At 68.4% G+C, this 17087-nt stretch carries 18 protein-coding genes; 3 read left to right on the top strand and 15 right to left on the bottom strand.

Annotation, left to right across the window (positions count from 1 at the left end):
• The first annotated feature begins 221 nt into the window (after positions 1 to 221).
• Positions 222 to 644 carry a MarR family winged helix-turn-helix transcriptional regulator gene (locus AC4D2O_RS03010; protein WP_490905096.1) on the top strand — a complete coding sequence of 141 codons (423 nt, stop codon included), beginning with the start codon at positions 222 to 224 and terminating at the stop codon, positions 642 to 644.
• On the opposite strand, the gene dnaB is transcribed toward AC4D2O_RS03010, so the two are convergent.
• The 6 genes from dnaB to AC4D2O_RS02980 form a co-directional block, all read right to left on the bottom strand.
• On the bottom strand, positions 641 to 2017 hold the full coding sequence (dnaB, locus tag AC4D2O_RS03005; protein WP_490905095.1) for a replicative DNA helicase: 1377 nt from the start codon (positions 2015 to 2017) through the stop codon (positions 641 to 643). The two genes, AC4D2O_RS03010 and dnaB, sit on opposite strands and share 4 nt — an antisense overlap.
• Positions 2018 to 2723: 706 nt before the next feature.
• Positions 2724 to 3173, bottom strand: a complete 450-nt coding sequence (rplI, locus tag AC4D2O_RS03000; protein WP_490905094.1) for a 50S ribosomal protein L9 — start codon at positions 3171 to 3173, stop codon at positions 2724 to 2726.
• 15 nt (positions 3174 to 3188) lie between these two features.
• A complete protein-coding gene (rpsR, locus tag AC4D2O_RS02995; protein ID WP_005273147.1) occupies positions 3189 to 3428 on the bottom strand; it encodes a 30S ribosomal protein S18 in 240 nt (79 codons plus the stop codon).
• Between the two features lie 116 nt (positions 3429 to 3544).
• A complete protein-coding gene (locus AC4D2O_RS02990) occupies positions 3545 to 4117 on the bottom strand; it encodes a single-stranded DNA-binding protein (RefSeq protein ID WP_104051915.1) in 573 nt (190 codons plus the stop codon).
• 60 nt (positions 4118 to 4177) lie between these two features.
• Entirely contained in the window at positions 4178 to 4483 is a 306-nt protein-coding gene (gene rpsF / locus AC4D2O_RS02985) for a 30S ribosomal protein S6 (protein WP_104051914.1), read from the bottom strand.
• 159 nt (positions 4484 to 4642) lie between these two features.
• A complete protein-coding gene (locus AC4D2O_RS02980; protein WP_490905093.1) occupies positions 4643 to 5926 on the bottom strand; it encodes a M18 family aminopeptidase in 1284 nt (427 codons plus the stop codon).
• 228 nt (positions 5927 to 6154) lie between these two features.
• Here AC4D2O_RS02980 and AC4D2O_RS02975 point away from each other — a divergent pair, with 228 nt between their 5' ends.
• Both AC4D2O_RS02975 and AC4D2O_RS02970 read left to right on the top strand, forming a co-directional pair.
• A complete protein-coding gene (locus tag AC4D2O_RS02975) occupies positions 6155 to 6799 on the top strand; it encodes a TasA family protein (protein ID WP_490905092.1) in 645 nt (214 codons plus the stop codon).
• Between the two features lie 87 nt (positions 6800 to 6886).
• Entirely contained in the window at positions 6887 to 7333 is a 447-nt protein-coding gene (locus AC4D2O_RS02970; RefSeq protein WP_490905091.1) for a hypothetical protein, read from the top strand.
• An 18-nt stretch (positions 7334 to 7351) separates the two neighbouring features.
• On the opposite strand, the gene AC4D2O_RS02965 is transcribed toward AC4D2O_RS02970, so the two are convergent.
• The 9 genes from AC4D2O_RS02965 to AC4D2O_RS02925 form a co-directional block, all read right to left on the bottom strand.
• Positions 7352 to 8056, bottom strand: a complete 705-nt coding sequence (locus AC4D2O_RS02965) for a response regulator (RefSeq protein WP_490905090.1) — start codon at positions 8054 to 8056, stop codon at positions 7352 to 7354.
• The gene (locus tag AC4D2O_RS02960; RefSeq protein ID WP_490905089.1) at positions 8004 to 9326 is read right to left on the bottom strand and encodes a sensor histidine kinase; all 1323 of its coding nucleotides are present in this window, start codon (positions 9324 to 9326) and stop codon (positions 8004 to 8006) included. Before AC4D2O_RS02960 ends, AC4D2O_RS02965 begins: the two co-directional genes overlap by 53 nt.
• A gap of 29 nt (positions 9327 to 9355) precedes the next feature.
• Positions 9356 to 10243 carry an ABC transporter permease gene (locus tag AC4D2O_RS02955; RefSeq protein ID WP_490905088.1) on the bottom strand — a complete coding sequence of 296 codons (888 nt, stop codon included), beginning with the start codon at positions 10241 to 10243 and terminating at the stop codon, positions 9356 to 9358.
• Positions 10244 to 10245: 2 nt separating this feature from the next.
• Entirely contained in the window at positions 10246 to 11193 is a 948-nt protein-coding gene (locus AC4D2O_RS02950; RefSeq protein WP_490905087.1) for an ABC transporter ATP-binding protein, read from the bottom strand.
• 181 nt (positions 11194 to 11374) lie between these two features.
• A complete protein-coding gene (locus tag AC4D2O_RS02945; protein ID WP_490905184.1) occupies positions 11375 to 12160 on the bottom strand; it encodes an ABC transporter permease in 786 nt (261 codons plus the stop codon).
• A gap of 86 nt (positions 12161 to 12246) precedes the next feature.
• A complete protein-coding gene (locus AC4D2O_RS02940; protein ID WP_490905086.1) occupies positions 12247 to 13236 on the bottom strand; it encodes an ATP-binding cassette domain-containing protein in 990 nt (329 codons plus the stop codon).
• A 32-nt stretch (positions 13237 to 13268) separates the two neighbouring features.
• Positions 13269 to 14489, bottom strand: a complete 1221-nt coding sequence (locus AC4D2O_RS02935; protein WP_490905085.1) for an MFS transporter — start codon at positions 14487 to 14489, stop codon at positions 13269 to 13271.
• A gap of 127 nt (positions 14490 to 14616) precedes the next feature.
• A complete protein-coding gene (locus AC4D2O_RS02930; protein ID WP_490905084.1) occupies positions 14617 to 16299 on the bottom strand; it encodes an ABC-F family ATP-binding cassette domain-containing protein in 1683 nt (560 codons plus the stop codon).
• Between the two features lie 45 nt (positions 16300 to 16344).
• A complete protein-coding gene (locus AC4D2O_RS02925; RefSeq protein WP_490905083.1) occupies positions 16345 to 17079 on the bottom strand; it encodes a response regulator in 735 nt (244 codons plus the stop codon).
• Positions 17080 to 17087 lie beyond the last annotated feature (8 nt).

The raw sequence follows: 17087 nt of genomic DNA, 5'->3' as shown, positions 1-17087 counted from the left end.
GTAGTACCCCCACTGCGAGGAGGGCCCGGAGCTGCGCTCCGGGCCCTCCTCGCCTTCCCGATCCGTTCCCGATCGGCCAGGTCCGCTAGGCACGAGCCCGAAGGAACCAGGGCCTCCCGAAGCGATAATAAGCATGCTGTCTATTTCGGGCAAAGTTGTCTACAGTAAGTAGTCAGCAAGGGAATTCACCGCGTAAGAACCAAGGGGAAGGACACGCCATCGTGCCGGAGTTGAACGATTGGTCGACCAGCCGCCTGCTCACGACCGCGGCCCGCATCGTCGAGCACTCATGGAACGAGAAACTCCTGAGCATCGGCATAACACACGCGGGACTGACCACACTGGGAGTGCTGGAGCGGGAGGGAACCCTGACGGGTGTCCGCCTGGCGCAACTCGTCCACGTGCAGGCGCAGACCGTGGGACGCACCCTGGACCGCCTCGAGAAGCGCGGCCTGGTGACGCGCCTCCGCAACACCGCAGACCGCCGCAGTCAGCGGATCACCATCACCTCGGCCGGGCTGAAGGCCCTGGAGCGGGCGAAGAACATCGAGAACGAATTAATGGCCGAGGACGGCCTCGCATCCGAAGATCTGCGAGACCGCCTCAAGACCGTCATCAACGAACTGGGTCCGAAGAAGGACTAGTAGCCGCCGCCGTCTGTGGCCATGTTGTTGAAGCGCGAGTAGTGGCCCTGGAATCCGACCACCAGGGTCTTCGTGGGGCCATTACGGTGCTTCGCCACGATGACGTCAGCCTCGCCGGCGCGTGCCGACTCCTTGTCGTAGACGTCGTCACGGTGCAGCAGGATCACCATGTCGGCGTCCTGCTCGATCGAACCGGACTCGCGGAGGTCCGAGACCTGGGGCCGCTTGTCGGTCCTCTGCTCGGATCCTCGGTTGAGCTGGGACAGAGCGACGACGGGGACGTTGAGTTCCTTCGCCAGCAGCTTGAGCGCCCGTGAGAACTCCGACACCTCCTGCTGGCGGGACTCCACGCGCTTGCCGGAGGACATCAGCTGCAGGTAGTCCAGCACCACGAGCTTGAGGTCGTGCCGCTGCTTCAGTCGCCGGCACTTCGCCCGGATCTCCATGAGCGACATGTTCGGGCTGTCGTCGATGAACAATGGCGCGTCGTTCATGCGACCCATCGTGGTGGCGATCTTGCCCCACTGCTCGTCCTTGATGGTGCCCTTGCGCAGGTCCTGGAGACCGATGGTCGCCTCGGCCGAGAGCAGGCGCATGGCGATCTCGTTGCGTCCCATCTCGAGGGAGAAGAACACCGTCGCCATGTTGTGCTTGATGGCCGCCGAACGCGCCCAGTCGAGCGCGAAGGTGGACTTTCCCATGGCGGGACGCGCGGCCACGACGATCATCTGACCGCCGTGCAGCCCCTGGGTCAGTTCGTCGAGTTCGTAGAAGCCCGTGGGCACGCCCGTCATACCCTCTCCGCGGTGACCTGCGGACTCGATCTCGTCGACGGTCCCCTCGATGATGTCCTTCAGGGCGACGTAGTCCTCGGCGGTGCGGCGCTCGGCGACGGCGTACACCTCGGCCTGAGCCGCGTTGACGAGGTCGTCCACCTCGCCGTCGTTGGAGTAGCCGAGCTGGACGATCTTGGTGCCGGCGTCCACCAGGCGGCGGAGGACGGCGCGCTCGCGCACGATCTCCGCGTAGAAACCCGCATTGGCGGCCGTGGGCACGGACTGGATGAGCGTGTGGAGGTAGGCGGGGCCACCGATGCGTGAGATCTCGCCGCGCTTGGTCAGCTCGTCCGACACGGTCACGGCATCCGCCGGCTCACCGCGGCCGTAGAGGTCGATGATCGCCTCGTAGATGCTCTCGTGGGCCGGGCGGTAGAAGTCGAGCCCGCGGAGGACCTCGACGCAGTCCGCGATGGCGTCCTTCGAGAGCATCATCCCCCCGAGCACCGACTGCTCCGCTACGAGATCCTGCGGAGGCGTGCGTGAGAACTCCGGGCTACGTGTGTCCGTCGATGAATCTGCATGTGCCAGGGACACTGAAGGGCCTTTCTCCTGCTGCTGAAGCGGTGTCCGCCAGAGCGGACCACCGGATTCCCGGGGCTGGTCTGACAGGACAGGCCTATCATCCGGCGCCCTCACTATTGGGAATCTCCGGCAACGGTAGCCCCCCGACCGGAGGCGGCAAAGCGCCAACCCAACAGGGGGTGTGGGTAAGTGGGAGGATGCTGTGGATTGCAGGCCGTATCTTGTGCACAGGATGGGGACAACCCTGTGGACAGTGCTTTTTCTTTTCGGTAAAATGGTCTCTGACCTGCGCAAACGTTATCCCCGGGGTGTGGACCACAACTATTTTCCTCGCTGCCCCGTCCACAGGGCCGCTGTTGACAACTCCCGATATGGCGCCGCGACCGACACCCGCAGGACCATATGCCCGCGCTGCCACGTGTCCTGTCGACGCACGCCGGATCACACGCACCCCGGACGAGGGCGTATGAACTGCAAGGCACTCCTCTCCGGGACGCCCGTGGCCCCAGAAGTCGCCGCAGGGCATGCCTTCCGGGCTGTATACCTCCGGGGCCATGTGGCGTCGGGACGAGGACCGGAGGGCAACTGCGGCCGGTCGCCAACGCAGGAAGCCCCCGTCGATGGCGGGGGCTTCCTGATGAACCCGGTGACGCCGGCCGGTCGTGCCAGCCGGCGTCGGTCCCGTAGTCGCTTCGCGAGTCCGGGACCGCTGGCTTCTCTAGCCTGCGACGACGTCCAGGTCGATGACTGCTGCGACGTCCTCGTGGAGACGGACGTTGGCCTGATACGAGCCGACCGACTTGATGTGGGCCGGGAGTTCGACCTTGCGCTTGTCGATCTTGCCGAGACCGGCGGCCTCGACGGCCTTGGCCACGTCGTCGGCCTTGACGGTGCCGAACAGGCGGCCGGAGCCACCGGCCTTCACGGTCAGGGTGACGGGCTTGGCCGACAGGGCAGCCGCCTGGCGCTGGGCGTCCTCGAGCGACGCGTGCTCGCGGGCGGAGCGGGCAGCCTTGATCGACTCGACCTGCTTCTCGCCACCCTTGCTCCACGTCAGGGCGAAACCGCGGGGCAGAAGGTAGTTACGTGCGTAACCGTTCTTCACCTCGACGACGTCGCCTGCAGCACCGAGTCCGGTGACTTCCTGGGTCAGAATGAGCTTCGACATTGTGTGTCCCTTTCCCTAGCCGCGGCCGGCGCCGGAGTACGGCAGCAGTGCGACTTCGCGGGCGTTCTTGATTGCCTGGGCGATCTTGCGCTGCTCCTGCACGGTCACACCGGTGACGCGACGGGCACGGATCTTTCCGCGATCGGAAATGAACTTACGCAGCAGGGCTACGTCCTTGTAGTCGATGACGGTGACGTCAGCGGCCTTCAGGGGGTTGGACTTTGGTTTGGGCTTACGGAGTTCAGCCTTAGCCATCGTGGTGCTCCTTTTACTCTTGGAGCCCGCAGAACGATTCTGCGGGATGGGAAATGCCAGTCGCTTGCGCGACTGCGGCAGGGGTTCCGGGAACGGGACCGCGCTGCCTGGGAATGCTAGAAGGGAGGCTCGGAGTCGGCGCCGTTGCCCCAGCCCTGCGAGTTGCCACCCGAGGGCGCGCCCCAGGGGTCGTCGGCGGGCTGGTTGGACTGCTGGCCGCCGCCGAAGCCGCCACCCTGGTTGCCACCCGAGTTGCCGCCGAAGCCGCCGCCCTGATTGCCACCGGAGTTGCCGCCGAAGCCGCCGCTGTTCCCGCCGCCGGAGCGCTGGGTACGGGTGACCTTCGCGGACGCATAGCGCAGGGACGGACCGATTTCGTCCACCTCGAGCTCCATGACGGTGCGCTTCTCGCCCTCTTTGGTGTCGTACGAACGTGACTTGAGCCGGCCCTGGGCAACCACGCGGGTTCCCTTGGTCAGGGTCTCGGCCACGTTCTCTGCGGCCTCACGCCATACCGACGCGCGGAGGAACAGCGTCTCGCCGTCCTTCCAGTCGTTGGACTGGCGATCGAAGGTGCGAGGAGTGGACGCGATGGTGAAGTTGGCGACCGCCGACCCGGACGGCGTGAACCGCAATTCGGGGTCGTTGGTGAGGTTGCCGATCACCGTGATGACTGTTTCGCCTGCCATGGTGCCTCCTTGAGTTCCTGCCCGCCGGAGCGGGATGGATGGATGAGGGATCTGCCGAGACTACTCGGCGGAAACCTTCTGCTCCTCGGGGCGGATGATCTTGGTGCGCATGATCGTCTCGTTGAGGCTCAGCAGGCGGTCGAGCTCGGAGGCAACGGCCGGGGTGGCGGTGAAGTTGACGACGGCGTAGATGCCCTCGGTCTTCTTCTGGATCTCGTATGCGAGGCGCCGGCGTCCCCAGATATCCACCTTGTCCACAGTGCCGCCGCCGTTGCGGACGACATTGAGGAACTTCTCGAGTGTCGGGTCGATGGAGCGTTCCTCGACATCGGGGTCGATGATTACCATCAATTCATATGCACGCATGTGTGAACCCACCTCCTCTGGGCTGAGCGGTCGCGGTCTTTCCGCAACAGGAGGTTCTTTAGCGTTGGTCCGGCCGCCGTCCGCGGTATTTACCGCCGACGGGCTCTGGCACAGACGTACCAATACTACCGGACGATCCCGCAGGGGCGAAGTCCCGTCCTACCGGCTGTCGCGGAAGAACGTGGTGGTGGCCGTGGCGAGGTACCCCGGATCGTCGACCCCGCAGAGTTCACGCGCCGAGTGCATCGACAGCAGGGGGGTTCCGACGTCGACCGTGCGGATGCCGAGCCTCGTGGCCGTGAGCGGCCCGATGGTGGACCCGCAGGGCATGACGTTGTTGGACACGAACTCCTGATAGGGCACACCGCTCGCACGGCACAGCTCGGCCCAGAAGGCGGCGCCGGGCGCGTCCGTGGTGTATCGCTGGTTGGCGTTGATCTTCAGGAGCGGCCCACCGTTGAGGACGGGCAGGTTCGCCGGGTCATGCCGCTCCGCGTAGTTGGGGTGCACCGCGTGCCCGGCATCCGCGGACACGCAGAACGACGATGCCAGCGCCCGCAGACGCTCCTCGGTCCCCGCACCGAGGCCGAGCGAGATGCGCAGCAGCAGATCCTCGAGGAACGGTCCGCTTGCACCGGAGCGGGACCCGCTGCCCACCTCCTCGTGGTCGAACGCCGCGAGCACCGCGATCGGGCCGTCCGCCCTCTCGTCCGACGCCGCGGCGACGATCGCCGTGAGGCCGGCATGCACCGAGGAGAGGTTGTCGAGCCTGCCGGAGGCGAAGAACTCACCCTGCGCGCCGAAGACGCGCGGTTCCTGCGTATCGGCGACGACGACGTCGAATCCCCCGACCTCCCGCGGGTCGACACCGGCGCTGCCTGCGAGGAGCCCGAGGAGGTCAGCGTCCGCCGGATCGCCGAGACCCCACACCGGGTTCATGTGGCGCTGCTTGTCGAGGCTCAGGCCGTCGTTGACGGCCCGGTCGAGGTGGATGGCCAGTTGGGGGAAGCGCAGCAATGGCCCCGTGGCGACCAGGTGCTCACTGCCGTCCCGCAGGGTCAGCCGGCCGGCGAGCGCGAGCTCGCGGTCCAGCCAGGAGTTCAGGAGAGGTCCGCCGTACACCTCGACGCCGGCCTGCAGCCAGCCGTACTTGCCCGTGGTGGGGCGGGGCTTGAGCTTGAACGACGGCGAATCGGTGTGGGCGCCGAGGATATGGAACCCGGTGGTGGGACCTGCACCCGCCGGGACCGTCCAGGCGATGAGTGCGCCGTCACGGATGACGAAGTACCGGCCGGCGCCGCCCTCCCAGGCGTCCTGCTCCGCCAGCTCGCGGAAACCGGCGGCCACCAGGCGTCGTCCGCCCTCCCTGACGGCGTGGAAGCTCGACGGGGATGCCGCGACGTAGGCGCCGAGGTCCTGGATGTGCGCGAGGGCTGAGGTCATCCTCCGATTCAACCAGAAACGCACGGGGAGCCGCCGGGAAGCCCTCGCTTCGGTTCCACTCCGCCTTTTCTTCGGTCTCGGTGCGGTCTTCGGATTTCCTTCGCCGAGGATGCGCGGGAAACGCGGGCTGCGGTTCAGCTTCGGCGATCAGGGTGGATACCAGAAGAACCGGGACCCACTGGGGGTGCCGGAGGACACACCACCAGGTCACAGAAAAAGGGTCTCATCATGGCACGCACCGCTCGCACCTCCCGCATCAGCATGAAGTCCACCTCCGGCAAGGTCCTGGCCTCCGTCGCACTGCTGGGAGTCGCAGCCTCCGTCGCCGGCCTCGGCACCTATGGTTCCTTCACCTCCACAACCTCCGCCAGCGAGACCGTCACCGCCGGCACCGTCAAGGTCGAGCTCGGCGCCGACGGCACCGCCGCCAACCGCCTCTCCGTCGCCGCGACCGGCGTCGTCCCCGGCGACACCATCCAGCGCGCCGTCACCCTCAGCAACACCGGCAACCAGAACTTCGGCGGCGTGACCCTCAGCACCGCACAGGTCGGCACGGCCACCCTGCTCACCACCGACGCCCTCCACGGCCTGCAGGTCGCCATCGACGCCTGCAGCGTCCCCTGGACCGAAGCCGGCACCGCACCCGCCTACACCTACACCTGCTCGGGCGCCACCACGCAGGTCCTGGCGACCCGCCAGATCATCGGCACCGACGTCGTCCTCAACAACCTCGCGTCGATGGCCAGCACCAAGGCCGACAACCTGCGCGTCACCGCGACACTCCCCACCACGGCCGGCAACACGTTCCAGGGGCTCACGAGCACCGTGAACTTCGCCTTCAACGCCACCCAGCGCGCAGCGACCATCCGCTAGTCCCCGGTCCCGGTGCCCTGGAACTCCTCCAGCGCACCGGGACATCGGCGTTCCACGACAAGGCCGGATGAGGAAGGACGAGGAAGGATGACGACCGTGAGCCAGTACCGCACCCCGCGCCCGCTGCGTCGTGTCCGCTTCCTCGCGGGTCTGCTGATGTGCACGGTGATCATCACGTTCGTCCCCTCGATCGCGCAGGCGTCCTTCAATACGAGGGCCACGGCTCCGATATCCGTCGGAACATACGCCATCCCGGCTCCGGCCAGCGTGACCGGCAACTACTCCTGCACATCGGCCAGGACATCGATGACGGTGACGCTCTCCGATTTCGGCGCCGTCAACCGCGCCACGGGCTACACCGTGACGCTTACCGCTCCGAGCGGGCAGGTGACGACGAACAATCTTCCGGTCACCACTCGCGCGACCACGATCACCCGCACCTCCACATCGGTCGGCAATTACACGCTGCGTATCCGTGCGAACATCGGCTCCTGGATCGGACAGCACGCCGAGCGGGTCATCACCTGCCCCTGATCCTTCGCTGCGGACGGGTCAGTGTGCCGGCCCCGGCACCACGATCCCGTTCTCGTACGCGTACACCACGGCCTGCACGCGGTCCCGCAGGTCCAGCTTCGTGAGGATCCGCCGCACGTGCGTCTTGATCGTGGCCTCCGACAGGAAGAACCGCGCCGCCAGCTCGGCGTTCGAGAGGCCCCCGGCGATCGCCTCGAGCACCTCCCGCTCCCGCGGTGTCAGCTCGGCGAGCCGCCGGTCCGGCACGGCCGCCGTCAGGTGTGCCGGCGGCAGCGAGCGCACGTAGGTCTCGAGCAGCCGCTGGGTGACGCGCGGGGCGACGACGGCATCACCGCTCGCGACGATCCGCACCGCATGCACCAGGTCCTCGGGGGCCACGTCCTTCAGCAGGAACGCCGACGCCCCCGCCTGCAGACCGGAGAACGCGTACTCGTCCAGGTCGAAGGTGGTCAGGATGATGATGCGTGAGCCGGAGGCCGAGGCCGTGATCTGGCGCGTGGCCTCGATCCCGTCCCCGAAGGGCATCCGGACGTCCATGAGCACCACGTCCGGCTTCAGTTCCGCGGTGAGGCGGACGGCCTCGGTGCCGGTCGACGCCTCGCCGGCGATCTCGAGGTCCGGCTCGCCCTCGAGGATCAGCCGGAAGCCCATCCTCAGCAGGGGCTGGTCGTCAGCGAGCAGAATCCTGATGGGCGTGCCCTGCGTGCTGTGGTGCGTTGTCATCCTTCTCCTTCCCCCGTGGGTTTTCCGCGCCGCCCTCGGCGTCGGGAACTGTCAGACGGACCTCCACGGTCCAGCCGCCCGACGGGCGGGCTCCGAATTCCACCGAACCGGCATAGATGGCGGCCCGCTCCCGCATGCCGGCGATACCCTGGCCCGAGCCGAGGGACACGGCCGGGCCCATGGTGCCCCGACCGTCGTCGGTGACGCGCAGGGAGACCGCGTCCCCGGTGCGCGCGATCGAGATGTCCACCAGAGTAGCCCCCTTGGCATACCGCAGGACGTTGGTCAGCGATTCCTGCAGGATCCGGTACACCGTCAGCTGGAAGGCGGGATCGTCCGGCAGTCTGGGCCCGCTCGTGGTCACCCTGAGCGGCAGCCCTGCGGCCCGGAACCCCTCGAGGAGCTGCGCGAGGGAGCTCGACGCGGGCAGCGGTTCCAGCGTCTCGCTCGCGGCCTCGGCACGGAGGACCCCGAGGACCCTCCGCATGTCCGCGAGGGCCGTGCGGCCGGTCCCGGAGAGTTCACGCAGCACCGCGCCGGCACGGTCCGGATCCCGCTTCATGACCACGGCGGCGCCGTCGGACAGCGCCACCATGACCGTCAGTGAATGCGCGACGACGTCGTGCATCTCCCGCGCGATGCGGTTCCGCTCCCCCGCGGACGCCAACTCCGCGTTGCGACCGGCCCACTCGCGCAGCTCGCTCTCGTGTTCGCGGTCTCTGCGCACCGTGACGCCCACGCCGACCGCGATCCCGAGGAACATCACGATGAAGCCGCTGAGCAGCCATGTCACGCCCGGGGCACCCTCGAAGGCGCTGACCGGGATGAGGAACAGGGCGCTGACGGACAGGACGGTCGCGGCAGCCGCTGCGACGAGCGCCGGCCGCAGCGGGTAGGTGGAGGCCACCGTGTACAGGGCGAACATCGTCGCCACTCCGCTACTGCCGGTGCCCTCGGTCAGGATGCTGACCGGAACGTCGAGGACGGAGACGAACGCGAGGACGAGCATGGGCCGGTCGCGCCGGAATGCCAGTGCCGCGGCCGACAGCACGACACCCGGGAGGCCGATCCAGTTCCCGGAGTCGATGATCAGCAGGAGCGCGCCGGGGAAACTGAAGAGGACGAACACCACGACGACCACGGCGTCCATGGCCCGCGGATGCCTGCGGAAGAACCGCCGGAACGGACCCAGCCGGCGGGCGTTGAGCTCCGTGAAGGAGACCGCGGTGCTGCGCTCCGCGGTCTCCCTCATCGGGTGGGTCTCACTCAAGGGTCAGGTCCATGAGGCGTAGGGCGTTCCTAGACGTCCCGCTTCTTGGCGACGACGAGGGCCAGGACCAGGAGCACCAGGGCCCAGGCACCCATGACGAGACCGCCCTCCCACTGGGTCAGCGCATCCTCTGCCGTCGTCACGGCGACCATCTGCGTCCCCGCGTCTCCGGGGAGGAACCGCGCTGCATCCGGGATCCAGTCGGCGAGCCCTGAGATGAGCTGCACGATGATCGGCAGCACGAAGAAGATGCCGACCGCCGTCACCACGCCTCCGGCCGTGTTGCGCAGCAGGATACCGATCGACATCGAGATCACTGCCACGAGAGCGAGGAAGGTCCCGGTGTTGATGACGCTCGCGAGGACGCCGTCCTCCGTGAGGGCGAAGTCGAGATCCTCTCCTCCGAGGATGGGCTGAGCGACGAGGTAGGACATCAGTGCGCTGCCGAAGCCCACGACGAAAGCGACGACCGCGACGATGACAGTCTTCGCCAGGAGGGCAGGGGTGCGCTTCGGTACGGCGACCATCGTCGAGCGGATCATGCCCGTGGTCCACTCCGAGGCGATGAGGACCACCGCGAGCGACGCGATGAGCAGTTGCCCGAACACCAGGCCCGACGATGGCGTCGTCAGGGCTTCGAACGCCGCACTTCCCGGGCCTTCCGTGGGTGCCTGGAACTCCGCCGGCACGCTCGGATCGCCGACGGATTGCGCCATGACCGACAGTGACCAGGCGAAGAGCGCGGCGAGCCCCACCATCACGACGACGGTCGAGACGATGAGGATGACGGTCGAGGGGACGGTGGTGACCTTGATCCATTCGGATTTCAGGACCCGGCCGAAGTTCACGCCCGAGCCGGCATCACGCTGCGGCCGGGGCCGCTGCTGGGTGGGGGCGGGTGAGGTCGACGTGGCCATGGTCAGCGTCCTTCCACTGGTGCGGCAGCCTGGGCGGCCATGGGGAGGTCGTGCGAGTGGTACTCGACCTCGGTCTGGGTGAGCTCCATGTAGGCGTCCTCGAGGGATACCTGGAGCGGAGTGAGTTCGTACACCAGGACACGCTCACGGAGGGCGATCTCAGCGATACGGCGCGGTTCGACGCCGGTGATCTCGACCAGTTCCGGCTCGAGGACCTGCGAGGACACCCCCTCGCCGGCGAGGCTGCCGAGGAGGTCCTGCGGCCGGTCGGCCCGGACCCGCACCCGGGCCTTGCCCTGTCCGTCGATGATCGACTGGATGGGGGCGTCGGCGATGATGCGGCCGCGGCCGATGACGATGAGGTGGTCGGCCGTCAGGGCCATCTCCGACATGAGGTGCGAGGAGAGGAAGACGGTGCGGCCCTCGGAGGCGAGGCCCCTCGCGAGGTGGCGCACCCACTGGACACCCTCGGGGTCAAGGCCGTTGACGGGCTCGTCGAGGATCACCGTGTGGGGGTCACCGAGGAGGGCCGCCGCGATCCCGAGGCGCTGGCCCATACCGAGGGAGAAGCCGCCCACCCTCTTCCTGGCGACGGGACCGAGTCCCGTGAGCTCGATGACCTCCTTGACCCGGCTGTTCGGGATGCCGTGCGTCGCAGCCATGGCGCGGAGGTGGTTGTAGGCGGAGCGCTTGGTGTGGACGGCCTTCGCGTCGAGCAGTGCACCCACTTCGCGGAGCGGTGCGCGGTGCTGCGCGTAGGGCTGCCCGTTGACGGTGACCCGTCCGCCGCTCGGGTTGTCGAGGCCCACGATCATGCGCATGGTGGTCGACTTGCCGGCGCCGTTCGGGCCGAGGAAGCCCGTCACCTTGCCTGGCTGCACGGTGAAGGAGACGGCGTCGACGGCGGTCTTCGCGCCGTACCGCTTCGAGAGGGCCTGGGCCTCGATCATGGAGCGTCCTTTGACTGGAGGTGGTTCGGGGCCGTCCCGTTACTGCGGGCCGGTACCACCAACAGTAGGCCTGGGGCCGGTGCGGATTCACCGGCCCCAGGGATGATCACGGGTGGACGAGCCGTACCCCTTTCGGACGACCGCCGGACGGCGTCGTCGTCTTCAGGACGATGCCCTCCGGTCAGCGGCTGCTGATGAGCCTGAACTTCCGGATGCACAGCGGTACGAAGACCACGAGCATCAGGGCGGCGCCGATCAGGACGGTCAGGACGGCGTTCTGCATGGGCCAGACGTCAGGGGCCGGGAGGGTCCCCGTGTTGCCGAACAGCTCGCGGGCCGCCTGGACGAGCGCCGAGACCGGGTTCCAGTTGGCGAAGGTCTCGAGTGCGCTCGGCAGGTTCTGGGACTGCACGAACGCGTTCGAGATGAACGTGAGCGGGAAGAGGATCATGAAGGACGCGTTGTTGATGACCTCGGGCGACTTCACGGACATCCCGAGCAGTGCCATCACCCAGCTGAACGCGTAGGAGAACAGCAGCAGGAGGCCGAGTCCGGCGAGGAAGCTGCCCATGGACGCGTTGACGCGCCAGCCCACCACGAATCCGGTGCCCATCATGATGACCACCGACAGCGCGTTGAGCACGAGGTCGCTGTTGGTCCGTCCGATCAGCACCGCTGACGAGCTCATGGGCAGGGTCCTGAAACGGTCGATGATGCCGTCCTTGAGGTCCTGGGCCATCGCCGACCCGGAGAAGGTGGATCCGAAGATCACCGTCTGCGCGAAGATGCCCGCCATGAGGTACTGCGTGTAGTCGGCGCCCTCCACCTGGATGGACCCGCCGTAGATCTGGCTGAACAGCAGCACGAACATGATCGGCTGGAGGACGGCGAAAATCAGCATGTCGGGTGAGCGCTTCAGCTTGGTCAGGTTGCGTTTGGTCACGGTCCAGCCGTCGGAGAACCACATGCTCAGCTCTGAAGGCGGCTCGGGTGAGTCGCCGCGGAGCGCGGACCGACGGTTCTCGGGCTGCCTGTTCTCGGGTGCCAGGACGCTCATGCTGCTGTCTCCTTCTGGGGGGCTTCGGCCGAGGCGTCCTCGGTCCGGTGGCCGGTGAGCGTGAGGAACACGTCGTCGAGGCTCGGCCGCCGCATGCCGGCGTCGTGCAGGTCGATGCCCGCCTCGCCGAGGTCCGACAGGATGTACTGCAGGGCGCGGGGCCCGTTCGTGACCGCGACCTCCACGGTGCGGCCGTCCCCGCCGACACTGGGTTCGCCGTCGCCGTGGCGCCCGAGGATCTCGCGGGCGGACGGGGCGTGGGCGGCGTCGACGAGCGACACCACCACGCGGTGGCCCCCGATCTGCGCCTTGAGCTCGTCCGCGGTCCCTGCGGCGATGGTCCTGCCGCCGTCGATCACCGCGATGTCGTCGGAGAGCTGGTCCGCCTCCTCGAGGTACTGGGTGGTGAGGAGCAGCGTGGTGCCGTCCTTCACGAGGTCCTTGATGATGCCCCACATGGACAGCCGGCTCCGGGGGTCCAGCCCCGTGGTCGGCTCGTCCAGGAAGAGGATCTTCGGCTTGATCACCAGTGCCCCGGCGAGGTCGATCCGGCGCCGCATGCCGCCGGAGAACCCCTTGACCGGGCGGTTCCCGGCCTCCGTCAGCTCGAACTGGTCGATGAGCTCCTGTGCCCGGCGCTTCGACTCGCGGGCGCCGAGGTGGTAGAGCCTGCCCACCATCTCGAGGTTCTCGAAACCGGTGAGTCCTTCGTCGACCGCCGCGTACTGGCCGGAGACGCCGATGATGCGGCGTGCGGCCTTCGGATCACGCAGGACGTCGATGCCGTCGATGCGCGCGCTGCCGGCGGTCGGCTGGACGAGGGTGGTGAGGATCTTGACCACGGTGGTCTTGCCTGCACCGTTGGGCCCCAGGAGGGCCTTGACTGTTCCCTGGGGAACGGAAAGGTTCATGCCGTCGAGCGCGTGGACGGGGCCGCTCTTCGACGAATAGGTCTTCTTCAGACCTTCTGCCTCGATAATCGCCATCCCAAAAGGGTAGGACCCCCGCTCGGGGGGACCTAGGGACTTCGGTCAGTTACTGTCCGCAATGCCGCGTCGGCCGGCACCGGTCGTTCGCGGGCCGCGGGAGCCACGAGGAAGGAGGCCAGCACGGCGACCCCGACGGCCAGCAGGGCGTTGCGGATACCGACCACGTCGCCGAGGAAGCCGATGAGGGGCGGGCCGGCGAGGAAGGCGGTGTATCCGATGGTCGCGACGACGGAGACGCGAGCGGCGGCACGATCGGGGTCGTCGGCCGCCGCCGACATACCCATAGGGAATCCGAGCGCGGCTCCCGCACCCCAGAGGACGGCCCCGGCGGCCGCGAGGGGCACGTTCGGCGCGACGACGAAGACCACTAGGCCCGCGAGGGAGGACCCGAGGCTGGCCTGCAGGACCCGCACCCGGCCGAAGCGGTCGATCAGCGGTCCGCCGAGGAAGCGCAGCGCCGTCATCGCGGCCACGAACACCGCGAACATGACGGCTCCGGCGCTCTCCGAGGTGCCGAGACCGTCGACGCTCGCCTTCGCCACCCAGTCGTTGGCGGCACCTTCGGTCAGCGCGGCGCCCAGCACCACCAGACCGATCAGCAGCGTGCGGGGTTCGCCCCATGCGCCGAGGCCCCGCCGTCGGGCGCCGTCGGGCGCCGGCCCGGTCGAGGCGGCGTCCGGCGACACCTCGGGCAGGAAATGGCGGGGTGTCCACAGGGAGACGGCGAGGCTGAGGACGGCCACGGCGACGAGGTGCGCCGACAGGGACACGTCGACGGCGGACAGCCCGGCCCCGATGAGGGCGCCCACGAACGCTCCCCCGCTGAACGCGGCATGGAAGCGCGGCATGATGGTCCGCCCCACGAGGCGCTCGACGTCGGCGCCCTCGATGTTCTGCCCGACGTCCCACAGGGCGATCCCGCACCCGAACAGGAACAGTCCGACGGCCACCACCGGCACGGAGACGGTGGCCAGGCCGAACGCGACGGACGTCGCGGCGACGGCGGCGGCGGCCCCACCGATCCGCACGGTGTTCCCGGTGCCGAAGCGTGCCGCGACGAGCCCCGCGAGGGGGAGGGACAGGACCGAGCCGACGGCACCGACGAGCAGGAGGCCGCCGGTCTGCCCGGCTCCGAGCCCCAGCGTGTCCGATGCGGCCGGGATGCGCGCCGCCCAGCTCGCGAAGACGAGGCCGTTGAGGCCGAAGATGGCGTAGGTGGCGATCATGGCGGCGCGGACGGCGGGTTTCACTCTGCCACCGTAGGCGGCGGCCGCAGTGCGCCACAAACGGCGGTCCCGCGGTCGGACCTCCTCCTTGTCCACAATTTGTGGACAACCCTGTGGACGGTGCTGTGGAGGAGGTGTGGAGGAACGCGGCTCAGCGCGCCCGGACCACCCGGCTCTCGTCCCAGACGGGTTCCTTCGTCTCGTACACCTTGCCGTCGGAGCCGAACACGAGGAACCGGTCGAAGCCGCGGGCGAACCAGCGGTCGTGCGTCACGGCCATGACGGTGCCCTCGAACGCGCCGATGGCCCGCTCGAGCGCCTCCGCGGAGTGCAGGTCGAGGTTGTCCGTGGGCTCGTCGAGCAGCAGGAGGGTGGCGCCGGAGAGCTCCAGGAGCAGGATCTGCAGCCGCGCTTGCTGGCCGCCGGACAGTGAGTCGTAGGGCTGCTCGGCCTGCGCCGCCAGCCCGTAGCGGTCCAGGACGGCGGACGCCGCCTCGCGGCCCAGCCCCGAGCGGTGCTCGTCGCCGCGGTGCAGGATGTCGACGAGGGTGCGGCCGAGGAGGTCGGGCCGTGAATGGGTCTGCGCGAAGAAGCCGGGGCGGATGCGCGCGCCGAGCTTCACGGTGCCCTCGTGCGGCACCTCGGCGATGTCGACCTCGGACACCGGCATGTGCTCCTTGTCGGGATCCGAGCCGCCGGCGGCGAGCAGCCGCAGGAAGTGCGACTTGCCGGAGCCGTTGGAGCCCAGCACGCCCACGCGGTCCCCGAACCAGATCTCGGTGCTGAAGGGCTTCATCAGCCCCGTCAGCTCGAGCTTCTGGGCGACGACGGCGCGCTTGGCGGTGCGCCCGCCCTGCAGGCGCATGGACACCTTCTGCTCCAGCGGGATCGCCTCGGGCGGTCCGGCCTCGAGGAACTTCGCGAGGCGCGTCTGGGCGGCGTGGTACCGGTTCGCCATGTCCGAGCGGAACGCGGCCTTGTTCTTGTACATGTTGACGAGTTCCTTGAGCTTGATGTGCTCCTCGTCCCAGCGCTTGCGCAGTTCCTCGAACCGCGCGTTGCGGTCCTCGCGTGCCTTCAGGTACGTCTCGAAGCCCCCGCCGTGCGTCCACGACGACGCCCCGAGCACGCCGGGCTCCAGGGTCACGATGCGCGTGGCGGCATTGGCGAGCAGCTCGCGGTCGTGGCTGACGAAGAGCACGGATTTCTTCGACTCGCGCAGCTTCGCCTCGAGCCAGCGCTTGCCGGGCACGTCGAGGTAGTTGTCCGGCTCGTCGAGGAGCAGGAGCTCGTCGGGGCCGGAGAACAGGGCCTCCAGGACGAGCCGCTTCTGCTCTCCGCCGGAGAGCGACGACGCCGCCCGGTACTGCGCGCGGTCGAAGGGGACGCCGAGGGCGGCCATGGTGACCTCGTCCCACGTGGTCTCGAGCTCGTAGCCGCCTGCGTCGCCCCAGTCGGCGATGGCCTGCGCGTACCTCATCTGCGTCGGTTCGTCGTCGGCCTCCATCATGGCGAGTTCGGCGTCGTCGATCCTTTTCGCCGCCGCGGCGAGCGCGGGCGGCGCGGCCGAGACGAGGAGGTCCCGGACCGTGGTGTCGTCGCGTACCTGGCCGACGAACTGCCGCATGATGCCCATGGACCCGGAGCGGCTGACCGCCCCTTCATCGGGCAGGAGGTCGCCGGCCACGATGCGCAGGAGCGTGGTCTTGCCGGTGCCGTTCGGGCCGATCAGGGCCGTCTTGTGGCCGTCGCCCACCTTGAAGGCCACGCCGTTGAGCAGTTGCCTGCCGTCGGAGAGGAAGTAGTCGATACCGGAGACGTCGAGATGAGCCACGTATCCAGTCTTCCACCCGGGCCCAAACCGGGACGACCGCTCCGGTCAGCGCCCGGCGTCGCCCGGCGTCATGCGGTATCCCACGCCGCGCACGGTGCGGATGAAACGGGGGTTGCTCGTGTCCTCGCCGAGTTTCTTGCGCAGGTTGCGGATGTGCACCTCCACGAGGTGATGGTCCTGGCTCCAGCCGTCACCCCAGACGCGGTTCAGGAGTGCCTCCCGCGTCCACACCCGCTGCGCGCCCGTCAGCAGGGTCTCGAGCAGGTCGAACTCGATGCGCGTCAGTGCGAGTTCCTGCCCGTCCAGCGCGACGACGCGCCCCTCCACGTCCATGGTCAGCTCGTTGTGGCGCAGCAGGGCGTTGCCGTGGGACGCGGCCTGCGGTGCGGGACCGGCGCCGGTGCGGGGCCTCCGGAACATCGCCGAGACACGCGCGGAGAGCTCCCTGGGGCTGAACGGCTTGCCGATGAAGTCGTCGGCTCCGATCTCGAGGCCGATCAGCCGGTCGATCTCGTCCTGCCGGGCCGTCACCATCACGATGTAGGCGTCGGTGGAGGCCCTGCACTGCCGGCAGACCTCGACGCCGTCGAGATCCGGCAGGTTGAGGTCGAGCGTGATGAGATCGGGTGCGTGCTCCGCCAGTGCGGCCAGGCCCTCGAGCCCGGAGGCGGCCTCGACGGTCGTGAAGCCGTTCATGCGCAGCGTGGTGGCGAGCAGTTCGCGGATGTCCGGATCGTCCTCGATGATCAGCGCCGTGCGCTGGGACGTGGGAACAGACATGAGTCAAG

This window comes from Arthrobacter sp. TJ-238, from assembly GCF_058269215.1.
The sequence above is the reverse complement of the archived record's forward strand: the minus strand, read 5'-3'. Positions and strand labels throughout refer to the sequence as shown.

Coding starts and splice junctions, on each gene's coding strand:
- AC4D2O_RS02990 (WP_104051915.1), bottom strand. CDS start 4,117: ATGGCAGGCGAAACAGTCATCACGGTGATCGGCAACCTCACCAACGAC.
- rplI (WP_490905094.1), bottom strand. CDS start 3,173: ATGTCGAAGCTCATTCTGACCCAGGAAGTCACCGGACTCGGTGCTGCA.
- AC4D2O_RS02970 (WP_490905091.1), top strand. CDS start 6,887: ATGACGACCGTGAGCCAGTACCGCACCCCGCGCCCGCTGCGTCGTGTC.
- AC4D2O_RS02955 (WP_490905088.1), bottom strand. CDS start 10,243: ATGGCCACGTCGACCTCACCCGCCCCCACCCAGCAGCGGCCCCGGCCG.
- AC4D2O_RS02965 (WP_490905090.1), bottom strand. CDS start 8,056: ATGACAACGCACCACAGCACGCAGGGCACGCCCATCAGGATTCTGCTC.
- rpsF (WP_104051914.1), bottom strand. CDS start 4,483: ATGCGTGCATATGAATTGATGGTAATCATCGACCCCGATGTCGAGGAA.
- AC4D2O_RS02950 (WP_490905087.1), bottom strand. CDS start 11,193: ATGATCGAGGCCCAGGCCCTCTCGAAGCGGTACGGCGCGAAGACCGCC.
- AC4D2O_RS02940 (WP_490905086.1), bottom strand. CDS start 13,236: ATGGCGATTATCGAGGCAGAAGGTCTGAAGAAGACCTATTCGTCGAAG.
- rpsR (WP_005273147.1), bottom strand. CDS start 3,428: ATGGCTAAGGCTGAACTCCGTAAGCCCAAACCAAAGTCCAACCCCCTG.
- AC4D2O_RS02980 (WP_490905093.1), bottom strand. CDS start 5,926: ATGACCTCAGCCCTCGCGCACATCCAGGACCTCGGCGCCTACGTCGCG.
- AC4D2O_RS02975 (WP_490905092.1), top strand. CDS start 6,155: ATGGCACGCACCGCTCGCACCTCCCGCATCAGCATGAAGTCCACCTCC.
- AC4D2O_RS02925 (WP_490905083.1), bottom strand. CDS start 17,079: ATGTCTGTTCCCACGTCCCAGCGCACGGCGCTGATCATCGAGGACGAT.
- AC4D2O_RS02945 (WP_490905184.1), bottom strand. CDS start 12,160: ATGTGGTTCTCCGACGGCTGGACCGTGACCAAACGCAACCTGACCAAG.